Below are 25,096 nucleotides of genomic sequence, written 5' to 3' on the forward strand. Positions count from 1 at the left end.
CAGGCGGTACACCGCCTCCACCACGACCACGGCGTCGTCCACCACCAGCCCGATGGCCACCGCCAGCCCGCCCAGCGACATCAGGTTGAGCGTCCCGCCCACGAGCCAGAGTGCGCCAAAGGTCATCGCCAGGGTGGCCGGGAGCACCACCGCCGCGGCCGTCATCGCCCGCCAGGAGCGCAGGAAGAGGCCCACGACCGCGAGCGTGAGCAACCCACCGAGGATGACCTCTTCCCGCACGTGAGCCACGGACCGGGCGATGAGCCCGGCCTGATCATAGGAGAGCTCGACGTCGATGCCCGGCGGCAGTCCCGCTCGCACCCGGTCGAGCTCCGCCTGGATGTCCCGCGCCAGGGTGACAGCGTCCGCCCCGGGTCGCCGGCCCACGTTGACGAGCACCGCGGGACGGCCGTTCGCGTACGTCAGGGAGAGCCGGTCGGCGTGTCCCTCCTGGATCCGCGCGACGTCGCCCAGCTGCACGGGCGCCTCGGGCGTCCCGCCCACGACGAGCGCCGCCAACCGGTCCGGCGAGTCCACCGGCCCCCGCACCACCACCAGCGCCTGCTGGTAGTGCACGTCCACCCGGCCCGCCGGTTCGAGCACGAGCGCGCTGCCCACCTGGGTGGCGAGCGTGGGCAGGTCCAGCTTCGCCTGCTCCAGCCGCTGTGCGTCCACGGCGATGCCGAGCTCGCGCACGTCGCCGCCGACCACGTCCACGCGCCCCACTCCCGCGAGGCCCGCCAGGCCGGGACGCAGCGTCCGCAGGGCGAACTCGCGCAGCAGGGCAGGGTCCACCGTCCCGGTGACGGCGAGGGTCTGGATGGGAAAGGACGACGGGGTGAGCCGCTCGGCGGAGAGCGTCGCGTCCGCGGGCAGTGCGTTCTGCACCTCCGCGAGCCGCGCATTGACGAGCCCCAGGGCCCGCTCCATGTCCGCGTTCGAGTCGAACCAGAGGGATATCTCCGCGGCCGCGCGGATGGTCCGGGAGCGCACCTGCCGCACGCCGATGACCGTGGACAGCGCTTCCTCCACCGGGCCGGTCACGGACAACCGCAGGGTCTGCGCGCTGGCGCCATTCAGCGTCGCGGCGACGACGATTCGCGGGAAGGTCACCTCCGGGTAGAGGCCAGCGGGCAGGCGGGTCGCGCCGAGCACTCCCGCCAGCGTCAGCGCCGCCAGCAGCACCACCACCCCGGGCGCGTTGCGCCGCAGCAGCGTCAGCCACGTCACCTCAGGACCTCTACCCCGGCGTCATCCGGCAGGGAGTAGCCCCCTTCCACGACGACGCGCTCGCCCACCGCGAGCGGCCCCTGGACGACGGCCCCGCCCAGGTCCTCGGAGACGACGTGGACCGGCACCCGGTGGACCCGCCCGTCCCCGAGCCGCGCGACCGCGACGCCCCCATCCTCCTGGGGCAGGAGCGCCGACGCCGGCACGGCCAGCGCGCTGCCCAGCGACGCCACGACGACGTGGGCTCGCGCGGTCGCGCCCAGGCGCAGCTCCCCGCGCGGGTTGGCGAAGCGCAGGCGGACCAGCACGTTGCCGCTCTGCGGATCCACGGAAGGGGACACCGCGGCGACCTCGCCCTCGCGGGCACCGTCCAGCCCGTCGACGGTGAGGGTCGCGCGTTGACCGGGTTGGACCTCCGCGGCCTCCTGCTGGGTGACGAACGCACGCAGCTCCAGCGGATCCGTCGCCGAGACCTGGACCACGGGGGGATTCGCGCCCTCCACCATTTCCCCCTGCCGCACGCCGATGGCCGTCACGACTCCGTCGAAGGGGGCCTGCAGCGAGGTGCGCCCCATGCCCCGCCGCGCCAGCGCCAGGGCGCTCCGGGCCCGGGCCTCCGCGGCGCGGGCGGAGGCCTCCGCGTTCCGGTCCTGCTCCGCGTCCTGACGGGCCGCGACCCCGTGCTCGGCCAGGACATCCGTGCGCGCACGCTTCTCCTTCGAGGCCTCGAGCGCGGAGGTGGCTTCGCGCAGGGAGGCCTCCGCCTGCTGGAGCTCCGCGGCGGCGTTGAGCGTGTCCACCTGGGCCAGGACTTCGCCCGCGCGCACCCGGTCCCCTTCGGCCACGCGCAGCAGCGACAGCCGCCCGGGCACCAGCGGTGAGAGCCGGACCTCGCCCCCGGGCGGCGCCGACAGCAGGCCCGCGACGCGAAGTTCGCGCACGGCCCGTCCCGGAGCCACGAGGGCGACGCGGACGCGCGGCAGGGGCGGCGGGCCCACCTCGGGCGGCGTCCGCTGGCACCCCACGCCAGAGGCGAAGAGACAGGCGAGCAGCGCGAATCTAGGGCTCATCAAGGGGCATCCCGGCGGCGAGTTCGAGGTCCGCGAAGGCGGACTGGGCGGCGAAGGCGGCTTCGATGGCCTGCGTCCGCGTCTCCGTGGCCGTCTGGAGCGCGGCGTTGAGCGCCACCCGGGGACTGCGGCCCACGCGATAGGACTCCAGGGCCATGCCCTCCGTCTTCTCCACCGCGGGGAGGATCTCCTCCGAGTAGCGAGCGAGTCCCGCCAGCGAGGCGGACAGGCGCGCATGGCTGGAGACGAGCTCCGTCCACCGGGAACGCCGCTCCTCGTTCTGGCGGGCGCGCGCGAGCTCCAGCGAGGCCGCGGCGCGGACCGTCTCTCCGCGTCCCAAGCCAGGGAGGGAGAGGTCCAGGTCGAGCGCGCCGCGAAGATACGTGCTGCGTCCCCCGGGGCCATCCGCCTCCACGGAGACCCCCACCGTGGGCACGGGCCACCGTTCCCGACGTGACGCCCGCAGGGAGGCCTCGGCCGCCGCCACGTCGGCCTGGCGTGCCTCGGCGGCGGGGGATTGCGCGCCTCGGGCCAGCACGGCCTCCAGTGAAGGCAGGGCGGGCGGAGAGGTGTCCACCGGCTCCAGCGCCGCACCCGGTGGCCGGCCCAGCAGCAGGGCCAGCGCCGCCGTGGCGGCGGCGAGCTCACCCTGGCGGGTCAGCCATTGGACTTCGGCGGTGCCTCGGGCGATGCGGGCCTGGAGCAGGTCCAGTTCCGGAGCCGCGCCGGTGTCGAAGAGCAGCACCGCGGCGGCCTCCGACTCGCGCGCGAGCGCCAGTGCGCGCGCGGAGGTCTCCAGGAGCTGGTGGGCGCGCACGCATGAGAAGTAGGCACGCCGCGCATCCGCCCGGACCGTGGCCTCGCTCGCGCGGCGCTCGTCGGCGGCGCCGCGGGCCGTCAACTCCGCGGCGAGCACACGGGCCGCCCGGGCGCCCGGGGCCGGAAGCTTCTGGGTCAGCCCCACGGTCCACCGGGGATCATTTCCCCCTCCCCCCAGTGTCAGGGTCAGCGGGGAGAAGGTCCGGGCGACCTCCTCGTCCCCGCGGGCCACGGCTTCCTGCGCCCGGGCCTGTGCGAGCGCCGGGGCCTGACTCCTGGCTTCAAGGAGCGCCAGGCGCAGCGTGAGTGGCTCCCCCAGCGCGGTGCCGCCACACAGCAGCAGCAGCGTGACGACCCTGGAAGACCCTGCACTCCCGTGCCACATCGAAGGACAGTCCTCCCGACAGCACCGTCCCCGCCATCACCCACCGGGGCCGCTCACCGCGAGGAAGGAGGCGTAATGCCCCGAAGCGGTGGCCGTTTCCGTCCCGGCACGACGCATAGAGCGATGTCCGGCCCTCGCCACCCGCGCGTGAGAAGAACCTCATCCCCTCCCCAGGCGGACTTCATGAGCCCCGGCGGGGGCGGCGCACGGTGACGTTCAGGCGCCCCGGTCGACCGGCAGCCCCGAGCGCGCGAAGGAGAACACCAGCGACGTCTCGATGCGGCTCACCTCCGGACGGCTGGTGAAGGACTGGATGGTGAGTACGCGCAGGTGTTCGGTGTCCCGACACACGACGTGCACCAGGAAGTCCGTCGTGCCGCCCAGGCAATAGACGGCCACCGTCTCCGGCAGCGAGCGCAGGTGGTCGCCGATGCTGCCGAAGGCCTCGCCCACGTGGAGCCGGAGCTGCACGGCGATGAGCGCCTGGAGCCCCAGCCCCAGCGAGCGTGGATCCAGGTCCGCGCGATAGGAGCGGATGACCCCGTCCGTCTCCAGCCGCTTCACCCGCGCGAGGCACGACGACGGGGCCAGCCCCACCTTCGCGGCCAATTCCTTGTTGGACAGCCGTGCATTGTTCTGGAGGGCCTCCAGAATCTCGCGATCAATCCGGTCGAGTGCGGCCATCCGAGGCTTCTGGGCGAATTCCATTCGATGGATGCCCCTCAATCCTGGCTCGTATTCTGTCCGCATGCCACGACACAGAATCGCAGCATGCCTCGTGCTCCTGGCGGGCACGACCTTCGCGGCCTCCGCTTCGTCGCCGGATGCCCTGCTCGCGCCCTGGTCCGGGCCCCATGGAGGCGTCCCGCCGTTCGACCGCGCGCGAGTGGAGGACTTCGCTCCAGCGCTCGAAGCCGCCATGGCGCAGGCGCGGAGCGAGGTCGCCGCCATCGCGGACTCGAAGGAGCCCCCCACCTTCGAGAACACCGTCGCCGCGTTCCAGGACTCGGGGCGGACGTTCAATCGCGTCTGAAGGTGCGCAAGCAGGCGTATGACTTCGACGACAGCGAGGTGAAGCCATACCTCTATCTGGAGACCCTGCGCGAGGGCATGTTCTGGGTGGCGGGCCAGCTCTTCGGCTACACCTTCACGCCCGCGCCGGACGTGCCCGTCTTCCACCCGGACGTGCGCGTCTTCGCCGTCAAGGACCGGGAGAGCGGCCGGGAGCGGGGGCTCCTCTACTTCGACCCCTACGCGCGTGAGGGCAAATACAACGGAGGGCAGACGGAGACGTACCGCGTCCAGGAGCGCTTCCGTGGCGAGGTGCCGGCCCTGGTGGCCATCAGCATGCCCTTCGTGAAGCCGGGGGCGGGAGGCCCCGCGCTGCTCGGCTGGCGTGACGCCCAGACGCTGTTCCACGAGTTCGGCCATGCGCTGCACACGCTGAGCGGGGACGTGACGTACCCATCGCTCGGTGGTGGCCGCGTGGTGAGCGACTATGCGGAGTTCCCCTCCAAGCTGTTCGAGCACTGGCTCGCCACGCCGGAGGTGCTGAGCCGCTTCGCGGTGCATCACACGACGGGACAGCCCATGCCCCAGGCGCTCGTCGCCCGCATCCAGAAGGCGGCGACGTTCAACCAGGGCTTCTACACCGTGGACTTCCTCACCTCCGCGCTGGTGGAGATGAAGATGCACCTGGCGGGCGCGAAGCGAATCGACCCCGACGCCTTCGAGCGCGACGTGCTCCGCCAGATGGGCGCGCCCGAGGAGGTCGGCATGCGCTTCCGCATGCCCCATTTCGGACACGTCTTCTCCAGCAACGCCTACGCGGCGGGCTACTACCGCTACCTCTGGGCGGACATGCTGGCCTCGGATGCCTTCGAGGCCTTCCAGGAAGCCGGAGGTGCCTATGACGCGAAGGTGGCCGCGCGGCTGCGCGAGCACGTGCTTTCAGTGGGCAACACCCTCGACCCGTTCGAGGGCTACCGGAAGTTTCGGGGAAAGGACGCGAGCCTCGACGCGCTGATGCGCGAGCGCGGCTTCGCGCCCATACACTGAGGGCCATGATTGATCACACCGGCATTGGCGTCGCGGACGTTGCCCGCTCGGCGGCCTTCTACGACGCGGCGTTGGGGGCGCTCGGCCTGCGCCGCGCCATGCAGCTTCCCCAGGACACGGGGGCGGATGGCATTGGCTATGGCCGGGACTACCCCATCTTCTGGATCGACCGCTTCCATCCGCACGGCGTAAAGCAACACACGGCCTTCGCAGCCACGAGCCGCGCCCAGGTCGACGCCTTCCACGCGGCCGCGGTGGCGGCGGGAGGAGCCGACAACGGGCCGCCCGGACTTCGCGGCGTCGAGACGGGCTATCCCGCCGGTTACTACGCCGCCTTCGTGCTGGACCCGGATGGCAACAACATCGAAGCGGTCTTCCGGGAGCCTTCCCGCTAGAGCCGCACCCAGCGCCCGTGACGGCGGCCTCACTGCACGGCGCGCGCGAACTGCCCCGGGGTGAGGCCGACGATGCGCTTGAAGTGCCGGTTGAGCAGACTCTGGTCATAGAGCCCGACCTGGAGCGCGACCTCCGCGGGCGCCAGTCCCTGTGACAGCAACCGCTGAGCTCGCGAGACGCGCAGGTGGGTGAGGTATGCGTGCGGAGGCATGCCCAGCTCCTCGCGGAAGGCGCGGCACAGGTGGAAGCGGTTCCAACCCACCTGATGGGCCAGCGCCTCCAGCGTGATGCCCTCCGGAATGGCTTCGTGCAGGGCCTCCACCACGCGCCGGATGGGCCAGCGGTAGCGCCGATCCACTGCGCCTGAATGCTCCAGACATCCGACCAGCGAGGAGAGGGCTTCGGCCAGGGCCGTCTGGAGCGCGAGCGCGCTGGAGCGCCCCTCCAGGCCCGCATCCAGCACGGCGTGGAGGCCCACGAAGTCGGCCGCCGCGGGCCGCGATGTTTCGAGTTGGAGCTCGCGAAGCCGGGCGGAGGCCGGCGCGCCCAGCGCCTCTCGGGCCTCGGCGACGAGGGACTCGTCGAAGGCGATGACCTGGAACCGGGCCGGTCCATCGCGGCGCAGGTCGCGGTGCACCTCGCCCATCTGCTTGAGGTCGACCGTTCGGGGCGAGGAGGAATGGACCTTTCCCCGCCCCCACCACTCCGAGTGCCCCCGCTGCGTCAGCATCACGGAGAAACGTTCCTTCACGGAGCGAAGCAGCCGCCCGTCGGTCCGGTAGCGCACCAGTCGCAAGCCCGGCAGCTCCGGGAACAGGAAGGTCTGGATGGACAGGGGGCCATCCACGACGGAGTGAGGGAGCGCGGGCACGGTTGGATCCTAATGATGAGCCTCCCTCCTGGCTTGGACGTTGTTGACCTGCACGCCATGCCAACAACGTCCAAGTCCGGCGTGCCCCGGCATGGCTACGTCTTGCATCGCAGGCCCGGCCCTCCCCTCACTTGGCCGGGCAGGAAGGCGTCATGTCAGGCATCCAGGACAAGGTCATTGCCATCACCGGAGCCAGCAGCGGCATTGGCGAAGCAGCGGCGGTGCTGCTCGCTGGACGCGGGGCGAAGGTCGTCCTCGGCGCACGCCGGCTGGAGCGGCTGGAACCCGTGGTGGAGCGCATCACGAAGGCGGGAGGAGAAGCCCTCTCCGCACGCACGGACGTGAGACGGCGCGAGGACGTGGCCGGGCTCGTCCGCATGGCCCGTGAGCGGTTTGGCAGGCTGGACGTGCTCATCAACAACGCGGGCAGCCTGGCGACCTCTCCGTTGGACGACCTGCGCGTCGACGACTGGGAAGAGCTGGTCGACACCAACATCAAGGGCGTGCTGTACGGCATCGCCGCGGCGCTGCCGGTCTTCCGCGAGCAGGGCTTCGGACACTTCATCAACACGGCGTCGACGTCTGCGCACCGGATCGTGCCCGGCCAGGCGGTCTACGCCGGGACGAAGTTCGCCGTGCGAGCCATCTCCGAAGGCCTGCGCCAGGAAGCGGGCCCCAAGCTGCGGGTGACGGTCATCTCGCCAGGGATGACCCGGACGAACTTCCTCGAGCACGTGAAGAATCCGGAGCTCCGGGCCCGGTTCGAGGAGGTCCGGGACAGGCTCGCGATTTCGCCGGATGCGATTGCCCGGGCCATGGCCTTCGCCATCGAGCAGCCTGCCGACGTGGACGTGGGCGAGGTGATTGTCCGTCCCACGGCGCAGGACTGAGCTCCAGCTCCTGCAATCGGGTGCGCATTCACCCGTAGGGCAAGCGCCCTCCTGCCCCGACACCGCGAGCCCTCCGCATGCGCCCTTCCCTCCTGAGGCTGTCGCTCCTCCTGGCCACCCTCTCCCAGGGAGTGGCCCTGGCCCAGGGCACGGACCCCGCGAAGGCGTTGGTCGGCACCTGGGGCGGAGAGCGCACCTATGGACCCGAGGTCCGGGGCGAGCTCACCCTCTTCCGCGATCCGGGCGGCTGGCGTGCATCCATTGGAGGCTTCACCGCCACCGGCGTCCTGGACAAGCAGTCCCTGACGTTCACGCTCCCTGGGGGCCAGGGTGACTTCCGCGGGTCGCTTTCACCCGATGGGAAACGCATCACCGGGCATTGGATTCAACCGCGCATCCTCGTGGGCGGCGTCCGCTACGCCACGCCCATGGAGCTGCGCCTCCTCCAGAAGGACGTGTGGCGCGGCAGGGTCGCGCCCCTGGAGGATCGCTTCACGCTCTACTTCGTCATCCAGGAGATGCCGGACGGCGCCATCCACGCCTTCATCCGCAACCCGGAGAAGAACCTCGGACGACAAGGCACCTTCCGCGTCTCCCTGAAGGACGGCGCCGTCTCTCTCGTGGAGACCCGGCCCGGCGGGATGCGCTTCACCGGCACGTATGACGCCGACGCCGGGAAGCTGTCGTTGAACGTCCTCTTCCTGGGCACGCTCGACCTCACTCGCCTCGAACGCGACCAGGCCGTGGGCCTCCAGCCCCGCACGCCCGCCGAACCCGTCTACACCTACCGCAAACCCATCGCCGACGGCGACGGCTGGACGACGGCGTCCCTCGCGGACGTCGGCATGGATGAAGCGCCCATCCGCGCGCTGGTGCAGGGCATCCTCGACACGACACCGGGCCCCACGTCCACGCCGCTCATCGAAGGCCTGCTCATCGCGCGCCACGGGAAGCTCGTCGTCGAGGAGTACTTCCATGGACAGGATTCGGAGCGCCCGCACGACCTGCGCTCCGCCTCGAAGACCTTCGCGCCCCTGCTGGTGGGCGCCGCCATCGACCAGGGCGCGAAGCTGCGGCCGGAGTCACCCGTGTACCCGCTCCTCCCTGGCGGCACCGCCCTGGCCTCGCAGGACCCGCGCAAGGCGCGCATCACGGTGGAACACCTGATGACCATGACGTCGGGGCTCGCGTGCGACGACAACGACGACAGCTCCCCTGGCAACGAGAACACCGTCCAGGACCAACCCTCCGGTTGGTACACATACACGCTGAACCTGCCCATGGCCCGCGAGCCCGGCGAAGACACCGCCGTGTATTGCTCCGCGGGCATCCACCTGCTGGGCGCCGTCCTGCACGAAGCCACGGGCACCTGGCTGCCGGAACTCTTCGAGCGCACCGTCGCAACCCCGCTCCAGATGCGACGCCACCACATCAACCTCTCACCCGACGGCGACGCATACCTGGGTGGTGGGCTCTACCTGCGCCCCCGAGACGCGCTGAAGCTCGGACAGCTGTATCTGTCCGGCGGCGTCTGGAACGGACGGCGGGTCATCAGCCGGCGCTGGGTGGAGCGTTCCACGGCCCGCCACGCGGAGATGAGCCCCGGCAGGACCTACGGCTACGCGTGGTGGCGGCACGAGCTGAAGGTCGGCGACCGCGTCTACGCGGAGTACGAAGCAGGCGGCAACGGCGGGCAGTACGTCATGGTCATTCCCGAGCTCGACCTGGCCGTGGCCTTCACCGGCGCCAACTACGGCCAGTTCGCGCTGTGGAAGCGGGTCCGCGAGGAATTGCTGCCCCGATACATCCTCGCGGCCGCGACCCGGAAGAATTAGCGATGCTGGGCGAGGAGCCAATCCCAGAACGCGTAGTTGTCATACTGCTGCGTCCAGCAGTCGTGCACGCCGCCGGGCAGCACGGTGAGACGCGCGATGTCGTTCCCGGTGGCCACCACGCCGGTCTGCAACGTCCACACGGGGCTGCTGGCGCCCGGGAACAGGTAAGTCACCTTCTGGGTCGGTGACGTCACCTGGACCGACTGAAACAGGCCGTAGTTCTTCGTCACGCTCATCAGCCAGGACGTCTCCGCCGACAGCGAGCTGCCGTCCGCGAACGAGTGCACCGCCCACACCGGCACGTTCTTCAGCTGGGTGAGGGTGGGCCCCGGCGCGCCGATGTTGGTGGCCATGGGCGCCAGCGCGGCCAGACGGCTCCCGTACGTGTACGCGTACTGCCAGGCGCCGTAGCCACCGAAGCTGATACCCGTCAGGTAGATGCGCGTCGTGTCCACGCGGTAGTTCGCCACGATGAAGCTGATGAACGCGTCGATCGCCGCCGGCTGCCAGTTCGTCGGCGCTCGCGGCGTGAAGACCATCACCTGGTTCTGTCCGAAGTACGCCTTGCCCTGGGCCGTCTTGTGGATGTTCTTCAGCGCCCCATGGCGCGTCACGAACTCCAACAGGTGCGCCTCCGTCGGAGACGTGCCGAACTCGCCAGCACCGTTCAGGTGGATGATGACCGGATTGGACGTGGTGGACGTCAGGTAACCCGGAGGCAGGTACTCACCGTAGCCATAGCCCGCCCCCGTGCTCGCGGGCAGCCGGGCCACGACCTGGTCCTCCGTGGTGATGGTGAGCCCCGATTCATGCGTTCCCCACGTGTCCGCCTCCCCCGGTTCGAAACTCCCGCCGCAGGCGACAACTCCCAACGCGACAACCAGCGCAATCCATTGCATCCGCATGGTGTTTTCTCCGGGTCTGGGTTTGACGCACGGGCACTCTGCGATTGCAGATAAAAATAGAAAAGCCTCGGTTGCACGAATAATCACATTTCACGGCGAATGCACACCGCCGCCACAGGATTCCGATTGAATGGCAATACACATGGACTCCGTGGAGGTACACCGCGCCACGTCCGCCCACGGTTCGCGCCACGCGCGAAGCGCGGTCAGCGCCGGGCTTCTTCGAGCACCCAGGCCTTGAACGCCGCCACGTCCCGCCGGCCCGTCAGGGGGCGCGGGTGCACGAGCCAGTAGCTGAAGTCGTTGGGGAGGACCGCCTTGAAGGGTTGGACCAGCCGGCCCGCCTCCAGGTCATCCGCCGCGAGCATCAATCGCCCCAGCGCCACGCCATCTCCGAGCCGGGCCGCCTGGAGCGCCAGCCCGGCGTCGTTGAACACCGGGCCCCGATCCGCGTCCACGCCTGACACCCCTGCGGCATCCAACCAGCGCCTCCAGCCATCCTTGGGCGAGTCGTGGAGCAACCGGACCTTGCCCAGGTCCCCAGGCGCGCGGAGCCGCTTCGCCAGCGCCGGGGTGCACACGGGCGCGAGCCTTTCGGACGCGAGCTGCTCCGCCTTGAGCCCCGTCCACCGGCCCAGCCCGGAGCGGATGCCCACGTCGAAGCGGTCGTCGAGGAAGTCCCAGAGCGCCTCGGAGCTGTTCACGTGCAGCTCGATGTCCGGATGCTGCTTCCGGAAGCGCTCCAGGCGCGGCAACAACCAACACGCCGCGAAGGAGGGCAGCACCGTGAGCCGCAGCGGTCCCTGCTCGCGCGCGTACAGCCGCGTGGTCGCCTCGGACATGCGCTCGAACACGGGCGTCAGCTCGCGCAGGTACTCGGCGCCCCTCGCCGTCAGCGTCAGCGCGTGGCCCCGGCGCTCGAACAGGGAGACACCGAGCCAGTCCTCCAGCTGCCGCACCTGATGGCTGATGGCGGCCTGGGTGACCCGCAGCTCCGTGGCGGCGCGGGTGAAGCTCAGGTGTCGCGCTCCTGCCTCGAAGGCACGGAGGGCGCCCAGCGGTGGAATGCGGCGCATGCTCGATGAGCCCCTTTTATCGAGCGCGCGAGGATAGCTCGCTGGGTCGGCGCTCCGAAGTGGAGTCTGTCTGTCCCCCGCGGTGACAAGGCGCGATGGACGCGCCGCGCCCGCGAGGTGCCCCGTCATGATTTCCGCCGAGGTGTGGGTGTTGTTCCTGGGCTACACGGTGCCCATGGTGGTGAGCCCCGGGCCGGGCAACACGGTGCTCGCCACCGCCGGAGGCCGCTTCGGCGTCCGGGGCACGCTGCCCTTCTGGATGGGCTTCGAGGCGGCCAACGTCGCGCTGTGCCTCCTCTACGGCATCGGCCTGGGGCGGGTGCTGCAAGGGCTGCCCGCGCTGCACCAGGTCCTGCGCTGGGGCAGCGTCGTGTACCTGCTCTACCTCGCGTGGGGCTTCTTCCGCGCCTCGGCCACCTCCGGGGAGGCGAGCGACGTAAGAACGCGCCTGGGGTTCGGGGAGGGGCTGCTCGCGGTCGCGCTCAACCCGAAGATCCACTCGATGATCCTGGTGATGTTCTCCCAGTTCCTCGACCCCGCCCGGGGGATGTTCTCCCAGACGGCGCAGCTCACCGCTGCCTTCCTCGTCGTCTGCCTGGCGTGCCACTTCCCGTGGATCTACGGCGGAAAGCTCATCCTGGGGCGCTTCCACTCCGAACGTGCCCTGCGCATCCAGGGCTGGACCTTCGGCGCCTGCATGATCGCCGTCGCGGCCTGGGTGGCCTTCGCCTGACACCAGCGCTCCGGCCGGGGCCCGGCGCGTCCGCTCCCTGTGCCGCGGGGAACGGTGTCTCACAGCTCGCGTGTTTCACGACCTGGAGGAACCGTGGCACGCATGGAGTGCACGCACGCAGGCCAGAACACGGATGTGCTCTTCCGCTTCCTGGTCCAGAGCGCGAAGGACCGCGCCATCTTCGGCATCGACCTGCAAGGGCACATCATCAGCTGGAACCCGGGCGCCGAGCACATCAAGGGCTGGCGCGCCGGGGAGGTCCTGGGCCAGCACTTCCGCATGCTCTTCCCCGAGGACTACCGCCAGCAGGGGCGTCCAGAAACGGAGCTGAAGGAGGCCTTCGAAACGGGGCACTACCAGGGCGAGGAGCCCCGGCAGCGCAAGGACGGGAGCCTCTTCATCGCGGACATAGACCTGTGGCTCTTGCGCGATGACGTGGGCCAGCCCTGCGGGTTCGTGAAGGTCACGCAGGACGTCACCGAGCGCAAGCTGGCGGAGGAGGCGCTGCGGCAGAGCGAGGCGCGGCTGAGCGCCATCCTCGCCTCGCTGGACGAGGGCGTCACCCTGCACGACGAGCACGGGACCATCCGCTTCGCCAACGCCGCCGCGGAGCAGCGGCTGGGCCTGTCCGCCAACCGCTTGCAGGGCCGCACCCCCTTCGACCCCCGTTGGGAGGCCATCCGGGAGGACGGCAGCCCGTATCCTGGCGAGGAGCATCCCCACATGCGCGCGCTTCGCCTGGGCGAGAACGTGTCTGGCGACGTGATTGGCATCCACCAGACGGGAGGCAGCCGCATCTGGCTGTCGGTCAATGCCCGGCCCCTCCGCACGCCCGATGGCCGCGTCGTGGGTGCGGTCAGCTCCTTCTTCGACATCACCGCGCGCAAGCAGGCGGAGGAGGAACGCGCGGCGCTGCTTGCCCGGGAGCGGGCGTCACGTGCCGAAGCGGAGGCGGAGCGCCGCAAGCTCTACGCCATCTTCGATCAGGCCCCGGTGGGCATCGCCATCTTCCAGGGCCCCCACCACGTCATCCAGTTCGCCAACCCCGTCCAGTGCCGCTTCTGGGAGCGAAGGTGCAGGGAGCTGCTCGGCAGGCCCCTGATAGAAGTGCTGCCCGAGGAGCTGGGGCCGTCCATCATCGAGAAGTCCTGCGACCCCGTCTTCCAGACGGGGGAGTCCCGGGTCTTCACGGAGGAGCGCTTCGAGTTCACCCGCCCGGAGACGGGCGAGCGGGTGGAGCGCTACTTCAACTTCACGCACGTGCCCATGCGGGACATGGCCGGCGCCGTCGAGGGTTTCATGGCGGTGGCCTGGGACGCCACGGACGCGGTGAGGTCGCACCAGCGCGCGGCCGTCCTGGCCCAGCAACTCCAGGACCGCGTCGACTTCGAGCAGCAGCTCATCGGCATCGTCAGCCATGACCTGCGCACCCCGCTCAACGCCATCCACCTGACGGTGAGCGCCATGGCCCGCCGCGACGAGCTCGACGCGCGCACCGCCCAGTCCGTGCTGCGCATCCAGTCCGCCGTACACCGCGCGGTGCGGCTCGTGAGCGACCTGCTCGACTTCACCCAGGCCCGGCTGGGCACGGGCATCCCCATCGCGCCCCGAGCGTCCAACCTGCACCAGGTGGCCCGGCAGGTGCTGGATCAGGTGGATGCGGCGCACCCAGGCCGCACCCTGCGCGTGCAGGAGCGGGGCGACGCGACCGGAGAGTGGGACTCCGAGCGGATTGCCCAGGTGGTGCAGAACCTGGTCACCAACGCCATCAAGTACAGCCCCGAAGCCAGCCCGGTGCAGGTGACGACCCGGGGCGAGGACGGATGGGTGTGCCTGTCCGTCCACAACCAGGGCACGCCCATTCCCCAGGAGAAGCTGCCCGGCATCTTCGAACCCCTCCAGCGCGCGACGTCGGAGGTGGGCTCCACCGGCCGCAGCGTGGGCCTGGGGCTCTACATCGTGAAGCAGTTGGTGGACGCCCACGGCGGCACCGTCGACGTCGCCTCCACCCCCAGGGAAGGCACCACGTTCACCGTGCGCCTGCCCCGGCACGGGGATTCACGCGGGCAGTGACTTCAGGAACGCCAGCAGCGCGGCGTTCACCTCCGCGGGGCGCTCCTGCTGAATCCAGTGGCCCGCGCCTGGGATGACGAGCACGTCCTGGAGCCGCGGCACCAGGGCCTTCATGGGTTCCAGCGGAGCGAAGGCGCGGCCCGGGTCCTTCTCTCCGGTGATGAACAGGGCGGGCTGCTGGATGAGGGCCGTCGCCAGCTCGGGCAACTCCGCCCAGTCGCGGTCCATGTTGCGGTAGCGATTGAGCCCGCCGCGGAAGCCGCTGTGTTCCAGCTCCTTCGCGAGGTGCGCGAGGTCCGCCTCCGTGAGCCACGCGGGCAGCGGATCCGGCACCTGGAGGCCGGTGAGGAAGCCGTCACCCTGGCGGCGCGACTTCACGGCCTCGGCCTGCGTGTCGAAGCCGGGGGTGCCTCCCAGGGTGATGCGGAGCGTCCTCGGGATGTCCGCTTCGAGCTCCGCCTCGGCGATGCCCGGCTCCTGGAAGTAGAGGATGTAGAACCACTTGTCCCCGAACACGTGCCGGAAGAGCTGGGTCGGCGGCATGGGCGTGCGGCCCAGGTGCGGCACGCTCATGCCCACGACGGCGCGGAAGCGGTCCGGGTGCAGCGCGGCGCAATTCCACGCCATCGCCGAGCCCCAGTCGTGGCCCACCACCACCGCGGTCTTCTCGCCCAGCGCATCGAGCAGGCCCACGAAGTCCGCCACCAGCTGCTTCATGCTGTAGGCCTCGATGGGTTCAGGCCGGTCGCTCTGGCCGTAGCCGCGAACGTCAGGCGCGACCGCGTGGTAGCCGGCGTCCGCGAGCGCCCGGAGCTGGTGGCGCCACGAGTACGCGGACTCCGGCCAGCCATGGAGGAGCAGGACCAGCGGGCCCTGGCCGGCCTCGCTGATGCGCAGGTGGATGCCATTCGTCCGGACGGTGCGGTGGGTGATGTCGGCCATGGGAGCGTTCTGCACGACGCACTGCCCGCTGTCATTCCACGGATGACGGTGGGTTCGGATGATGACGGAGGCCATCGGGCCGGTGACGGGAGTCACCAGGCACGGGCCCCACACGGGCTCCAGCGCCCCTTCGCGTTGCCCGTGAAATCCGTGGGTTGCCCGCGGCCGCCCCGTCCCTGGGGGGCTGGCACACCGGCTGCTATGGGGTCCTGCATCGCTTCACCCGAACCCAATCCCTTTCGAGGTCCCCCGCCATGGCCATCTCGCCCCTCCGCAGCACCTCCGCTTCCGTGTCCCGCCTGCCGGTGCAGGACGCCGCCTCCCCCCGCCTCGCGGGTCGTCCGGGTGGCGTGGACGGGTTCTCCTCCAGCCAGAAGCCGGGCTCGCCGGGGCTCGCGGCGTTCCAGAAGGATGGCTTCGACATCGGCTCTGGCAAGGGCGCGGAGCTGGGCAAGCTGCTGCAGGACACGCTTTCCGCGCTGACCTCCATCGTGCAGTTGGTGGCGCAGGCCGTGCCGGGCGGCGCGCAGGCGCTCCAGGGTGTCTCCGGAGCCCAGGGTGCGCAGGGCGCCTCGGGCGGGAAGTGCGGCACGGGTTCGCAGTCCTTCTCCGACAGCAGCTTCACGCCGCAGGACACGTCGCGTCCTCCCGTGGCGCTCAACGGCAACACCGGCGTCGTGGGCCCGTCGGCTTCGCAGTCGCAGGCGTCCAACGGCAACACCGGCGTGGTGGGGCCCACGACTTCGTCCTCGGGTGGCTCGAAGCTGGGCGGCAACCTGCCCGCGGGGCTGGAGAAGTTCCGCGGCGCCATCGAGTCCGCCGCCGCCAAGACGGGCATGCCGGCGGAGATGCTGGCCGCGCAAATCTGGCAGGAGTCGCGCGGCAACCTGGACGCCGTCACCACCAACGGCGGCAACGGCCTGACGGACACCGGCCTGATGCAGGTCAACCCCAACACCTACGGGGAGCTGCAGGCGAAGCACCCGGAGCTCCAGGGCAAGGACCTCTCCGACCCGGAGACCAACATCCTGGCGGGCGCCTTCTACATGAAGGACATGAAGGAGCAGTTCGGCAGCGATGAGCTGGCCCTGCGCGCCTACAACTCCGGCCCCAACGGCGTGGACAAGAGCAACCCGGACGCCATCCCCGCCGGCACCGGCGACGCCACCTACGTGCAGAAGGTGAAGTCCTTCATGAACACGCTGGCCACCGGCCAGGGCTCGCTGCCCGCGTAGAAGCCTGACGGGATGGGGGCGTCCTGGGCCTCATCCCGCCTCCGTCCCCGGTGCTCCAGGCAACCGCAAGGTGAAGCGCGCGCCCCCCAACGGCCCCTCCTCCACCTGGAGGGTGCCGCCGTGCTGGGTGACGATGGCGTGCACGATGGAGAGCCCCAGCCCGCTGCCGCTCGCCTTCGTCGTGAAGAAGGGCTCGAAGAGCCTCCCCTGCGCCTCCACCGGCACGCCGGGCCCGCTGTCGTCCACGAAGAGCGCCACCTCCCCTCCCCGCGCGCTCGAGCTGAAGCGCACCCGGCCTCCCTGCGGCGTCGCCTCCAGCGCGTTGAGCGCCAGGTTCAGCAGCACCTGCCGCAGCCGCTCCTCCTCCCCCCACGCCTCCAACGCGCCCGGCGGCTCCACCTCCAGCGTCACGCCGCGCTGCTCGGCCTGCCAGGCCAGGAGGCTGCTCACCCGCTCGAACAGCGGCGCCACCGCCACGGCGCACGACTTGAACTCGCGGGGACGGGCGAACTGGAGGAAGTCCTCGAGGATGTGGTCCAGGCGGCGGATTTCATCCCGCACCAGCAGCAGCGGCTCCAGGAGCGGCCCCTGGACGGACTCCTCCAGCCTGCGCACCCGCCGCTCCAGGACGGTGAGCTGCAGGGCGGCGGCGTTGAGGGGGTTGCGGATTTCATGCGTCAGGCCCGCGGTCAGCGTGCCCACCGCGGCCAGCTTCTCCGTCATCTGCGCGCGCCGGGCCAGCGCCTGCTTCTCACGGTGCAGCCGCACCTGGCGCAGCGCCTGCTCCAGGGTCACCAGCAGCTCCGGCGTGGCGCAGGGCTTGAGCAGGTACGCGCACGCGCCCGCGTGCACCGCGGCCACCGCCGCCTCCAGCATGCCCAGTCCGGTGAGCAGCACCACCTCTCCGTCCGGCACCAGCGCCTTGAGCCGGGGAGCGAGCCATGTGCCCTCTCCGTCCGGCAGCCGGACGTCCACCAGCGCCACGTCGAAGCCCGCCGGCGCCCGCTCCAGCGCCCCCGCGCAGCTCGTCGCGCTGGAGACGACGTAGCCCTGGTCCTCCAGCAGCTCCCGCATGTTGTCCAGGAACGCCGCGTTGTCATCCACCACCAGCACCCGGGGACGCTCCCCCGCGCTCCCCGGCCCCGTCACGCGCGGCCTCCGTGCACCTGCTCCAGCTCCGCGAGCAGCGCCCCGGTGTCGAAGGGCTTGCGGACCAGCCGGCCCTCGAAGTCCGCGGGCAGCGCCTCCGGATAGGCCGTGACGACGAAGGGAGTGGTGCCAGGGAAGCGCTCCTGTACGCGGCGCAGCGCCTCGCCGTCAGGGCCGCCCGGCACGCGCAGGTCCACGAGCGCCGCGAAGGGGCGGACGGGCTCCAGGCCCACCACGTCCGGCACCGAGTGCGCGACCACGGCCGTGAAGCCGCGCTCGCGCAGCACCTCCGTGAGGTTGTCCGCGAGGCGAACGTCGTCCTCCACCAGCACGACGAGTCCGTCGCGGCGGGCCCGCGTGAGCAGCTCCACCAGCGCGGGCACCGGCACCGGCTTGGGCAGCACCGCGAGCACGCCCTCCGCGCGCGCTCGCGCGAGCTCGGCCTCTCCGGGGTGCGCGGTGATGACGATGGCCGCGAGCCCCGGGTCCCGCTGACGCAGGTGGTGCACCAGCGCGGCGCCGCTCATTCCAGCCATGCGCATGTCGGTGATGAGCACGTCGTAGCGCTCCTCGCGCGCGGCCTGGAGCGCGGCGTCGCCCCGGTCCACCACGGTGGCCGAGTGGCCTGCGTCCTCGAGGATCTCCGCCAGGTTCTCCGCGAAGGCCCGGTTGTCATCCACCAACAGGAAGCGGCCCATCAGGAAGGCTCCAGCGTCAGGGGAAGCTCCACCACGAAGCGGGCCCCGCCCGGCCCGGATCCGGCTTCGGCGGGAGCGTACGCGATGCCACCTCCATGCCTTTCCAGGATGCGCCGCACGAGCGCCAGCCCCAGCCCCAGCCCGCGCGCCTTCGTGGTCATCAATGGCTCGAAGACGCGCGCGCGGATGGAAGGGTCCAGGCCCGGGCCGCTGTCCTCCAACACCAGGCGGATCCGCCGTACCCCGGCCTCCGGGACGTCCGCCGTCAGCCACACCTCGCCTTCGCGCTCGCCCAGGGCCTGCACCGCGTTCTGCAGCAGGTTCACGAAGACCTGCCGCAGCTGCACCGCGTCTCCTTCCAGCGAGGGCAGCGCCTCCAGGCCCTCGGTGCGCACGCGCACGTGTTCGGGCGGCGCGACGGCCTCGCGCGCGGAGACCCAGACCTCCGCGAGCCGCAGCGGCGCGCGGACCAGCGGGCGGGAACGGATCATGTCCAGCAGGCTGGTGACGATGTGGTTGGCGACCTCCACCTGTTCCCCGATGCGGTCCAGGTGCTTGGCCACGCGCGCGTCCTCCTTCGCGGCGGGGCGGCCCTTGAGGATGAAGAGCGACGTCTCGATGACGCCCAGCGGGTTGCGCAGCTCGTGGCCAATGGAGCCCACCAGCTGCCCGAAGGTCGCCAGCCGCTCGGCCCGGGCCCCCTGGGCCAGCAGGTCCTCGCGGTACGTGTGCAGCATGATGGCGAGCTCCAGGTCGAGGATCTTCCCCAGCGCCCGGTCCAGGCGGGCGGCCCGGTCGGGGTCGCCGCGCAGCGACTCCTCCATCACCGCCGTCAGCTCCTGGCGCAGCAGGTTCATGGCGCCGAACATGTAATGCTGCGGCAGGTGGATGCGCACGTGCACCCGTCCGATGCGGCAGCGGCGCTCGAAGTAGGCCGCGTCCCACGGCCCCAGGAGCAGCGACCCCATCCAGTCCTGGAGGGTCACCTTGAGGTGGCCCACCTGGCTCTCGCCTCCCTCCAGCGCCTTGCGTGCCCCCGGGTGTTCGAGGATGCGCCGGTAGAAGACGTCCGCGATGCGCTCGAAGTGCGCGCAGGCGATGGGGTGCAGCTCCCGCAGGGCCTCCCCGTCGATAGCGGAGAAGCCCACGTAGCGCTGGAGTTCCTCCAGGACGTCGTCCGTCACGCCTTCAGGTCTGGCTTCCATGGCGAATCCCTTCCTTGCGCGCGGGGCCTCAGGAGGCGGCCGGCTCCTCGTCCGGGCCGGTGCCACCGCCGCCGTACTCCTTGAGCTTGTATTGGATCTTCCGCACGCTGATGCCCAGCACCTCCGCGGCGCGCGTGGTGGAGCCCTGCACCATCTCCAGCGTGCGGAGGATGGCCTCGCGTTCGATGGCGGCGAGCGTCGCGCCGGGGATGAGCCGGTCGCCGCTCCCCGCGCTGGGGCGGGGGCCGCGCAGCACGGGCGGCAGGTCGTCCGCCGTGAGCTCCTCTCCTCGCGCGAGCACCACGGCGCGCTCCACCACGTTCTCCAGCTCGCGGATGTTGCCCGGCCAGTCGTGGCTCATCAGCGCCTCCAGGGTGCCGGGCGCCAGCCCCTTCACGGCCCTGCCATGGGCCGCGTTGCAGCGCTCGATGAAGTGGCTCACCAGCGCGGGGATGTCCGCCTTGCGCCGGCGCAGGGGCGGCAGCGTCACCGCCACCACGTTGAGGCGGTAGTAGAGGTCCTCGCGGAAGCGGCCCGCCGCCACCTCCGCCTCCAGGTCGCGGTGGGTGGCCGCCACGATGCGCACGTCCACCTTCAACGTCTGCGTGCCGCCCACGCGTTCGAACTCGCGGCCCTGCAGCACGCGCAGCAGCTTCACCTGCACGGCCGGGGAGATTTCGCCAATCTCGTCCAGGAACAGGGTGCCCCCGTCCGCCAGCTCGAAGCGGCCCTCCTTGCGCGCCAGGGCGCCGGTGAAGGCCCCCCGCTCGTGGCCGAACAGCTCGCTCTCCAGCAGGCCCTCGCTGAGCGCCGCGCAGTGCACCTTCACGAAGGGGCGCGCCTTGCGCGGGCTGAGTTCGTGCAGCGCCTGGGCCACCAGCTCCTTGCCCGTGCCGCTCTCGCCCAGGATGAGCACCGTGGCCCGCGTGGGGGCCGCCTGGTGGATGAGGGAATACACGCCCTGGAGCTCGGGCGCGTCCCCGATGATGTTGCCCACGCGGAAGCGCTCCGCCACCCGCTCCCGCAGCTGCCGCGTCTCCTGCTTCAGCCGGCGCGTCTCCAGCGCCTTGCCCAGCACGACGAGCACGGCGTTCAGGTCCAGCGGCTTGGTGAGGTAGCTCTCCGCGCCCAGGCGCATGGCCTCCACCGCCGCCTCCACCGTGGCGAACGCCGTCATCATCACGAAGGCCGCGTCGCTGCCGTCCTCCTTCGCGCGGCGCAGCAGGGTGACGCCGTCCATGCGAGGCATCCGCACGTCGGTGAGCACCAGCGAGGGTGAGAAGTCCGGGAGCGCCGCGAGCGCCTCCGCGCCGTCCGCGGCCTCACGCACCTCGTACCCCTCCTCCGCGAGGAGGGTGGCCAGGGCGCGCCGCGCGTTCACCTCGTCATCCACGACCAGGATGCGTTCCGGGGGCATGCCCCTGCTTACCAGAGATGAATCCGGGGCCTTCATGCGTTCGCGTCCCGGGCCCGCGCATCCGCGCACGCCTGGCAGCAGCGCGCCTCCGGGACGGCGAGCAGCCGCTGCCGGCCGATGGCGCCCCCACACCGCTCGCAACCTCCGAAGCGGCCCTGCTCGATGCGCTCGAGCGCCGCCTCCACCTCCGCCAGCTCGTGCGGCGGGAGTCGCACTCCCCGCACGGGCGTCCGGGCAGCCAACGCCGCGCACGACGCACGCAGCGCGTTCCGGCGGGACAGGAGCATCCGCAGCGCCAGGGTCGTGATGGGGTCCGCGTGCATGAAGTCCTCGTCCGTGCGGGCTTCAGGAGGCCGGGGGAAGTGACAGGGCGGCGGAGCGCTTGCGCCGCGCCGCGAGCACGCCCGGCACCGCGAGCACCGCGACGGCCACCGTCACCAGCGCGGCGCCCGCCAGCTCCCGGACGCTCACGCCTGGGAGCCCCAGCCACGCCGCGAGCACGGCCGTCGCGCCCACGCCCGCGAACACACTGGAAGCGCGGTTGATGGGCACGGTGAAGGTGTTCTCCCGCGCATCCAGCAGCACCAGTCCACCGAAGATGCCGCTGCCCTGGGACAGGAGCCCCACGGCCAGCTCCACGGCCAGCGTGGGCCGTGTGAACATCCCGGTGAAGCCCTCGCGCAGCTGCTCCGCCGCGCCCCCCACGCCCGCCAGGGCCCACAGCGCGAGCAGGACGACGAGCGCGGGCGCGGCCACCATCTGCTCCTCCACGAAGTAGCGCTCGCGCGCGCCGGGGACGTGGTTCTTCGCCAGCCGGCTCATGAAGCGCAGCCGCACGAAGTAGCCGACGACGTACACCGCCCAGTCCAGCCCCGCCACCAGGGAGAGGCGCGGCTCCGCGCCCGGCCCCGTCGCGACGAGCAGCGCCGCCAGGCTCACCCCCAACGCGACACGCGAAGGCCACGCGACGCTCCGGCCGCTCACCGCGTCCACCAGCGGCGCGAGCACCAGCACGCCGCCGCGCATCAGCAGCATCATGAAGACGATGGAGGTGCCGTCGAAGGTGTACGCCAGCGTGGTGGTGGCGATGATGCCCGTGGTGCACAGGCCGGACAGGAAGGTCCAGCGCCCCGGCCAGGGCAGGCTCACCGGCCCGAAGCGCCGGCGCCCCGCGTGCTGGAAGGAGCCGCTCCACGCCAGGTACGTGAACATCCCCACGAGCGTGGCCAGCGCCGTGGAGGGCAGCAGCACGAAGCCCGGCAGCCCCGCGCTCATCCCCGGCAGTGCGCCCAGGCTCAGCGCCTTCGTCAGCGCGCTGTAGGGCAGGTAGCAGGCGAAGTACCCCAGCGCGAACCACCCGATGGCGACCGGGGCCTTGGGAGACGGACTCATCGTCTGCTCGCCACGCACCAGGGGCAGCACCGGGCCTCGGGCAGGACATGGAGCCGCTCGGGCTCGATGACGGCGCCGCAGCCCTCGCACCGGGGCAGGCCGTCCGCCGGAAGGTGTTCCAACGCGCGCTCCAGCGCCTCCAGGGCCCGCGCCTCGCGAGCGTCGAGCGCGTCGAGCAGCCGCGTCTCCTCCAGGGCCATCGCGCGGTCCACCCACTCGGGGGCCCCGGCGCCGGTGACTTCACGCAGCAGCTCCCGGTGCTTGCGCCTCATCTCCAGCAGGGCCCGCCACCGCTGGCGCAACCTCTGGCCTGCCTCGTCACGCGTGGCATTCATCGAGCGTCCTCCATTTCCCGTATCGCGTCCCGGGCCCCCCACGCTGCGCGGCCCACCCCCGTTGCTCTACAGGATGCATGCCAGTCTTGTCCCGGGCCTTGCGTGGCGCGCCCCGCAGGAGTTGCACGAAAGCCCCCGTGCACCGCGCAACGCTTGCGCCCACCCGGCCCCCGGGGCCGGTGTCCCCGCCGCGCATGGCGGATGCAGAGTCCGGCGAAGAGCCCGCGGCCGCCTTCGCGCGCCGGAAGGAACACGCCCATGCGCATCGCCTTCTTCGACACCCACCGCTTCGACCGCACCGCCTTCGAAGAGGCCAACGCCGCGTTCGGCCATGAGTTCACCTGGTTCGAGCCCCGCCTGACGCCCCAGACGGTGGGACTGGCGGCGGGCTTCCCCGGGGTGTGCTCCTTCGTGAATGACCGGCTGGACGGCCCCTGCCTCCAGGCGCTGGCGCAAGGGGGCACGCGGCTGGTGGCGCTGCGCTCGGCGGGCTTCAACCACGTGGACCTGTCGGAGGCCGCCCGGCTGGGGATGACCGTCGTCCGGGTGCCCGAGTACTCACCGCAGTCCGTGGCCGAGCACACCGCGGCGCTCGTGCTCGCGCTCAACCGCAAGGTGCACCGCGCCTACGCGCGGGTGCGCGAGTGGAACTTCTCGCTGGACGGGCTGGTGGGGTTCGACCTGCACGGCAAGACGGTGGCCCTGGTGGGGCTGGGGCGCATCGGCCGCGCCACCGCCCGCATCTTCCACGGCTTCGGCTGCCGGCTGCTCGCGGTGGATCCCCAGCTGAAGGAAGAGGACGCGCGGCAGCTGCACCTGGAGCCCGTGGCGCTCCCGGAGGCCCTGGCCCGGGCGGACATCCTCTCGCTGCACCTGCCCCTCACGCCCGGCACGCGCCACCTCATCGACGCGGCGGCGCTCGCGCGGATGAAGCCCGGAGCGATGCTCATCAACACCGGCCGGGGGGCGCTCATCGACAGCCAGGCCCTGCTGGCGGCGCTCAAGTCGGGCCGCCTGGGGGCCGCCGGGCTGGACGTGTACGAAGAGGAGGAAGGCGTCTTCTTCCAGGACCTCTCCGGACAGGTGCTCCAGGACGACGTGCTCGCGCGGCTGCTCACCTTCCCCAACGTGCTCATCACCGCGCACCAGGCCTTCCTCACCCGTGAAGCGCTGGGCGCCATCGCCCGCACCACGCTCGAAAGCATCCGCCGCTTCGAGCGGGGCGAGCCCCTGGAGGCGACGGAGGTCCGGGCCGAGCAGGTGCGCCCCCGCTGAAAGTCCGGAAGGCCGCCCGCGTCAACCGCCGCGGGGGGCGCGCGCACGGGCCCGCGCCATCCCGCGCAAGAGCAGCTTGCGCAGCTCCAGCACGCTCACCGGGATGAACCCCAGCCCCAGGGCGAGCGCGAGGTGCGCGGCGTCCAGCGGCACCAGCGAGAAGAACGCGGCGAGCGCGGGCACCTCCGGCAGGGCGGCCTGCAGCGCCAGGGTGAGGGCCGCCACCGCGAGCAGCGGCCGGTTGTCGAAGGCGCCCACCTCCCAGTGGAGCAGGCCCACGCTGCGCGCGGCGAAGGCCCGCAGCACCTGGCAGCACACCAGCACGGTGAAGGTCAGCGTGCGCGCCTCCTCCACCGGCAGGCGCTGGAGGCTCCAGAGGAAGGTGCCCAGCGTGACGGCGGCATCCAGCAGGCCGGTGGCCAGCACCGCGCCCCACTCGGGGCGTCCCAGCATGGGCGCCTCCGGACGGCGGGGCGGGTGGCGCATGACGTCCGGCGAGACGGGGTCCATCACCAGCGCGAGCGCCGGCAGCCCGTCCGTCACCAGGTTCACCCAGAGCAGGTGCAGGGGCAGGAGCGGCAGGGGCAGCCCCAAGAGCGACGCGCACAGCATCAGCACCAATTCGCCGGCGTTGCCCGCCAGCAGGTAGACGAGCGTCTTGCGGATGTTCTCGTAGATGCCGCGCCCCTCGCGCACGGCGGCCACGATGCTCGCGAAGTTGTCGTCCGTGAGGATGAGGTCGGACGCCTCGCGGGTGACCTCCGCGCCGGTGCGGCCCATGGCGATGCCGATGTGCGCCTCGCGCAGCGCGGGCGCGTCGTTCACGCCATCTCCCGTCATGGCGACGACCTCCCCGCGCGCCTTCCACCCGCGCACGATGTGGAGCTTCTGCTCCGCGGTCGCCCGCGCGTGCACGATGCCCTCGGGCGATTCACCCTCGCGCACCAGGCCCAGCTCCTTCGCGATGGCCAGGGCGGTGGCCGGGTGGTCGCCGGTGATCATCACCGTGCGCACCCCGGCGTCGCGCGCCGCGCGCACGGCCTCCACCGCCTCCGGGCGGGGCGGATCCGCGAGCCCCACCAGCCCCAGCAGCGTGAGCCCCTGCTC

The 25,096-nt window shown here is 71.5% G+C and carries 24 protein-coding genes and 1 pseudogene; 9 read left to right on the plus strand and 16 right to left on the minus strand.

The genetic code is table 11. The features are described 5' to 3' along the window. The 4 genes from D7V77_RS25040 to D7V77_RS25055 form a co-directional block, all read right to left on the minus strand. The coding region (locus D7V77_RS25040) for an efflux RND transporter permease subunit (protein WP_147452151.1) at nt 1-1,230 on the minus strand (1,230 nt) is incomplete at its 3' end. Next, nucleotides 1,227-2,300, minus strand: a complete 1,074-nt coding sequence (locus D7V77_RS25045) for an efflux RND transporter periplasmic adaptor subunit (RefSeq protein WP_120578821.1) — start codon at nt 2,298-2,300, stop codon at nt 1,227-1,229. The genes D7V77_RS25040 and D7V77_RS25045, both read right to left, overlap by 4 nt. Next, nucleotides 2,290-3,504, minus strand: a complete 1,215-nt coding sequence (locus D7V77_RS25050) for a TolC family protein (RefSeq protein ID WP_120578822.1) — start codon at nt 3,502-3,504, stop codon at nt 2,290-2,292. The genes D7V77_RS25045 and D7V77_RS25050 overlap by 11 nt, the downstream gene beginning before the upstream one ends. Nucleotides 3,505-3,720: 216 nt before the next feature. Continuing rightward, the gene (locus D7V77_RS25055; protein WP_120578838.1) at nt 3,721-4,188 is read right to left on the minus strand and encodes an Lrp/AsnC family transcriptional regulator; all 468 of its coding nucleotides are present in this window, start codon (nt 4,186-4,188) and stop codon (nt 3,721-3,723) included. A gap of 94 nt (nt 4,189-4,282) precedes the next feature. Between D7V77_RS25055 and D7V77_RS44905 the strand changes: the two genes are divergently transcribed. From D7V77_RS44905 to D7V77_RS25065, 3 genes and pseudogenes are all read left to right on the plus strand, one after another. Further along, complete coding sequence (locus D7V77_RS44905) at nt 4,283-4,537, plus strand: hypothetical protein (RefSeq protein WP_169821186.1); 255 nt, start codon at nt 4,283-4,285, stop codon at nt 4,535-4,537. Further along, nucleotides 4,537-5,562, plus strand: a pseudogene (locus tag D7V77_RS25060) (M3 family metallopeptidase); the annotation flags it as partial. The gene D7V77_RS44905 and the pseudogene D7V77_RS25060, both read left to right, overlap by 1 nt. Before the next feature lie 5 nt (nt 5,563-5,567). Next, a complete protein-coding gene (locus tag D7V77_RS25065) occupies nt 5,568-5,957 on the plus strand; it encodes a VOC family protein (protein WP_120578823.1) in 390 nt (129 codons plus the stop codon). A gap of 29 nt (nt 5,958-5,986) precedes the next feature. Here the strand turns inward: D7V77_RS25065 and D7V77_RS25070 are convergent, their stop codons facing one another. After that, complete coding sequence (locus D7V77_RS25070; protein ID WP_120578824.1) at nt 5,987-6,829, minus strand: AraC family transcriptional regulator; 843 nt, start codon at nt 6,827-6,829, stop codon at nt 5,987-5,989. A gap of 152 nt (nt 6,830-6,981) precedes the next feature. On the opposite strand from D7V77_RS25070, the gene D7V77_RS25075 reads away from it, so the two are divergent. Both D7V77_RS25075 and D7V77_RS25080 read left to right on the plus strand, forming a co-directional pair. After that, on the plus strand, nt 6,982-7,719 hold the full coding sequence (locus D7V77_RS25075; RefSeq protein ID WP_120578825.1) for an SDR family oxidoreductase: 738 nt from the start codon (nt 6,982-6,984) through the stop codon (nt 7,717-7,719). 77 nt (nt 7,720-7,796) lie between these two features. After that, entirely contained in the window at nt 7,797-9,554 is a 1,758-nt protein-coding gene (locus tag D7V77_RS25080) for a serine hydrolase (protein WP_120578826.1), read from the plus strand. Here the strand turns inward: D7V77_RS25080 and D7V77_RS25085 are convergent. Both D7V77_RS25085 and gcvA read right to left on the minus strand, forming a co-directional pair. Beyond that, nucleotides 9,551-10,459 carry a PHB depolymerase family esterase gene (locus D7V77_RS25085; protein WP_120578827.1) on the minus strand — a complete coding sequence of 303 codons (909 nt, stop codon included), beginning with the start codon at nt 10,457-10,459 and terminating at the stop codon, nt 9,551-9,553. The two genes, D7V77_RS25080 and D7V77_RS25085, sit on opposite strands and share 4 nt — an antisense overlap. A gap of 206 nt (nt 10,460-10,665) precedes the next feature. Further along, nucleotides 10,666-11,535 (minus strand): transcriptional regulator GcvA, encoded by an 870-nt coding sequence (gene gcvA, locus D7V77_RS25090; protein ID WP_120578828.1) that lies wholly within the window; start codon nt 11,533-11,535, stop codon nt 10,666-10,668. 127 nt (nt 11,536-11,662) lie between these two features. Here gcvA and D7V77_RS25095 point away from each other — a divergent pair, with 127 nt between their 5' ends. Continuing rightward, nucleotides 11,663-12,268, plus strand: a complete 606-nt coding sequence (locus D7V77_RS25095; RefSeq protein WP_120578829.1) for a LysE family translocator — start codon at nt 11,663-11,665, stop codon at nt 12,266-12,268. Nucleotides 12,269-12,370: 102 nt separating this feature from the next. Continuing rightward, the gene (locus tag D7V77_RS25100; protein WP_120578830.1) at nt 12,371-14,341 is read left to right on the plus strand and encodes a PAS domain-containing sensor histidine kinase; all 1,971 of its coding nucleotides are present in this window, start codon (nt 12,371-12,373) and stop codon (nt 14,339-14,341) included. Here the strand turns inward: D7V77_RS25100 and D7V77_RS25105 are convergent. Further along, complete coding sequence (locus D7V77_RS25105; RefSeq protein WP_120578839.1) at nt 14,327-15,283, minus strand: alpha/beta fold hydrolase; 957 nt, start codon at nt 15,281-15,283, stop codon at nt 14,327-14,329. The two genes, D7V77_RS25100 and D7V77_RS25105, sit on opposite strands and share 15 nt — an antisense overlap. Nucleotides 15,284-15,537: 254 nt before the next feature. On the opposite strand from D7V77_RS25105, the gene D7V77_RS25110 reads away from it, so the two are divergent. Beyond that, the gene (locus D7V77_RS25110; RefSeq protein ID WP_120578831.1) at nt 15,538-16,518 is read left to right on the plus strand and encodes a lytic transglycosylase domain-containing protein; all 981 of its coding nucleotides are present in this window, start codon (nt 15,538-15,540) and stop codon (nt 16,516-16,518) included. A gap of 30 nt (nt 16,519-16,548) precedes the next feature. Here the strand turns inward: D7V77_RS25110 and D7V77_RS25115 are convergent, their stop codons facing one another. Genes D7V77_RS25115 through D7V77_RS25145 form a run of 7 tightly spaced genes read right to left on the minus strand, consistent with a single transcriptional unit; the run spans nt 16,549 to nt 22,714 of the window. Beyond that, nucleotides 16,549-17,667 carry a sensor histidine kinase gene (locus tag D7V77_RS25115; protein ID WP_233597213.1) on the minus strand — a complete coding sequence of 373 codons (1,119 nt, stop codon included), beginning with the start codon at nt 17,665-17,667 and terminating at the stop codon, nt 16,549-16,551. Beyond that, nucleotides 17,664-18,365: a response regulator gene (locus D7V77_RS25120; RefSeq protein WP_120578832.1), complete on the minus strand. Its 702-nt coding sequence runs from the start codon at nt 18,363-18,365 to the stop codon at nt 17,664-17,666. Before D7V77_RS25120 ends, D7V77_RS25115 begins: the two co-directional genes overlap by 4 nt. Further along, nucleotides 18,365-19,570 carry a sensor histidine kinase gene (locus tag D7V77_RS25125; protein ID WP_217276068.1) on the minus strand — a complete coding sequence of 402 codons (1,206 nt, stop codon included), beginning with the start codon at nt 19,568-19,570 and terminating at the stop codon, nt 18,365-18,367. Before D7V77_RS25125 ends, D7V77_RS25120 begins: the two co-directional genes overlap by 1 nt. Before the next feature lie 28 nt (nt 19,571-19,598). Then, complete coding sequence (locus tag D7V77_RS25130) at nt 19,599-20,987, minus strand: sigma-54 dependent transcriptional regulator (protein WP_120578833.1); 1,389 nt, start codon at nt 20,985-20,987, stop codon at nt 19,599-19,601. 32 nt (nt 20,988-21,019) lie between these two features. After that, the gene (locus tag D7V77_RS25135) at nt 21,020-21,310 is read right to left on the minus strand and encodes a TraR/DksA C4-type zinc finger protein (RefSeq protein WP_120578834.1); all 291 of its coding nucleotides are present in this window, start codon (nt 21,308-21,310) and stop codon (nt 21,020-21,022) included. A gap of 22 nt (nt 21,311-21,332) precedes the next feature. Next, the gene (locus D7V77_RS25140) at nt 21,333-22,379 is read right to left on the minus strand and encodes a hypothetical protein (protein ID WP_147452153.1); all 1,047 of its coding nucleotides are present in this window, start codon (nt 22,377-22,379) and stop codon (nt 21,333-21,335) included. Then, entirely contained in the window at nt 22,376-22,714 is a 339-nt protein-coding gene (locus tag D7V77_RS25145) for a hypothetical protein (protein ID WP_120578836.1), read from the minus strand. Before D7V77_RS25145 ends, D7V77_RS25140 begins: the two co-directional genes overlap by 4 nt. Nucleotides 22,715-22,972: 258 nt before the next feature. Between D7V77_RS25145 and D7V77_RS25150 the strand changes: the two genes are divergently transcribed. Continuing rightward, on the plus strand, nt 22,973-23,989 hold the full coding sequence (locus D7V77_RS25150; RefSeq protein WP_120578837.1) for a 2-hydroxyacid dehydrogenase: 1,017 nt from the start codon (nt 22,973-22,975) through the stop codon (nt 23,987-23,989). 21 nt (nt 23,990-24,010) lie between these two features. On the opposite strand, the gene D7V77_RS25155 is transcribed toward D7V77_RS25150, so the two are convergent. Beyond that, a partial coding sequence (locus tag D7V77_RS25155; RefSeq protein WP_147452154.1) for an HAD-IC family P-type ATPase occupies nt 24,011-25,096 on the minus strand: 1,086 nt, incomplete at its 5' end.

Source organism: Corallococcus sp. CA041A (assembly GCF_003612075.1).
GTDB lineage: Bacteria > Myxococcota > Myxococcia > Myxococcales > Myxococcaceae > Corallococcus > Corallococcus exiguus.

Excerpts from the sequence above, each read along its gene's own strand:
- D7V77_RS25045 (WP_120578821.1), bottom strand. The coding sequence starts at position 2,300 with ATGAGCCCTAGATTCGCGCTGCTCGCCTGTCTCTTCGCCTCTGGCGTG.
- D7V77_RS25050 (WP_120578822.1), bottom strand. The coding sequence starts at position 3,504 with ATGTGGCACGGGAGTGCAGGGTCTTCCAGGGTCGTCACGCTGCTGCTG.
- D7V77_RS25055 (WP_120578838.1), bottom strand. The coding sequence starts at position 4,188 with ATGGCCGCACTCGACCGGATTGATCGCGAGATTCTGGAGGCCCTCCAG.
- D7V77_RS25065 (WP_120578823.1), top strand. The coding sequence starts at position 5,568 with ATGATTGATCACACCGGCATTGGCGTCGCGGACGTTGCCCGCTCGGCG.
- D7V77_RS25075 (WP_120578825.1), top strand. The coding sequence starts at position 6,982 with ATGTCAGGCATCCAGGACAAGGTCATTGCCATCACCGGAGCCAGCAGC.
- D7V77_RS25080 (WP_120578826.1), top strand. The coding sequence starts at position 7,797 with ATGCGCCCTTCCCTCCTGAGGCTGTCGCTCCTCCTGGCCACCCTCTCC.
- D7V77_RS25085 (WP_120578827.1), bottom strand. The coding sequence starts at position 10,459 with ATGCGGATGCAATGGATTGCGCTGGTTGTCGCGTTGGGAGTTGTCGCC.
- gcvA (WP_120578828.1), bottom strand. The coding sequence starts at position 11,535 with ATGCGCCGCATTCCACCGCTGGGCGCCCTCCGTGCCTTCGAGGCAGGA.
- D7V77_RS25095 (WP_120578829.1), top strand. The coding sequence starts at position 11,663 with ATGATTTCCGCCGAGGTGTGGGTGTTGTTCCTGGGCTACACGGTGCCC.
- D7V77_RS25100 (WP_120578830.1), top strand. The coding sequence starts at position 12,371 with ATGGAGTGCACGCACGCAGGCCAGAACACGGATGTGCTCTTCCGCTTC.
- D7V77_RS25105 (WP_120578839.1), bottom strand. The coding sequence starts at position 15,283 with ATGGCCGACATCACCCACCGCACCGTCCGGACGAATGGCATCCACCTG.
- D7V77_RS25110 (WP_120578831.1), top strand. The coding sequence starts at position 15,538 with ATGGCCATCTCGCCCCTCCGCAGCACCTCCGCTTCCGTGTCCCGCCTG.
- D7V77_RS25120 (WP_120578832.1), bottom strand. The coding sequence starts at position 18,365 with ATGGGCCGCTTCCTGTTGGTGGATGACAACCGGGCCTTCGCGGAGAAC.
- D7V77_RS25125 (WP_217276068.1), bottom strand. The coding sequence starts at position 19,570 with ATGGAAGCCAGACCTGAAGGCGTGACGGACGACGTCCTGGAGGAACTC.
- D7V77_RS25130 (WP_120578833.1), bottom strand. The coding sequence starts at position 20,987 with ATGCCCCCGGAACGCATCCTGGTCGTGGATGACGAGGTGAACGCGCGG.
- D7V77_RS25135 (WP_120578834.1), bottom strand. The coding sequence starts at position 21,310 with ATGCACGCGGACCCCATCACGACCCTGGCGCTGCGGATGCTCCTGTCC.
- D7V77_RS25140 (WP_147452153.1), bottom strand. The coding sequence starts at position 22,379 with ATGAGTCCGTCTCCCAAGGCCCCGGTCGCCATCGGGTGGTTCGCGCTG.
- D7V77_RS25145 (WP_120578836.1), bottom strand. The coding sequence starts at position 22,714 with ATGAATGCCACGCGTGACGAGGCAGGCCAGAGGTTGCGCCAGCGGTGG.
- D7V77_RS25150 (WP_120578837.1), top strand. The coding sequence starts at position 22,973 with ATGCGCATCGCCTTCTTCGACACCCACCGCTTCGACCGCACCGCCTTC.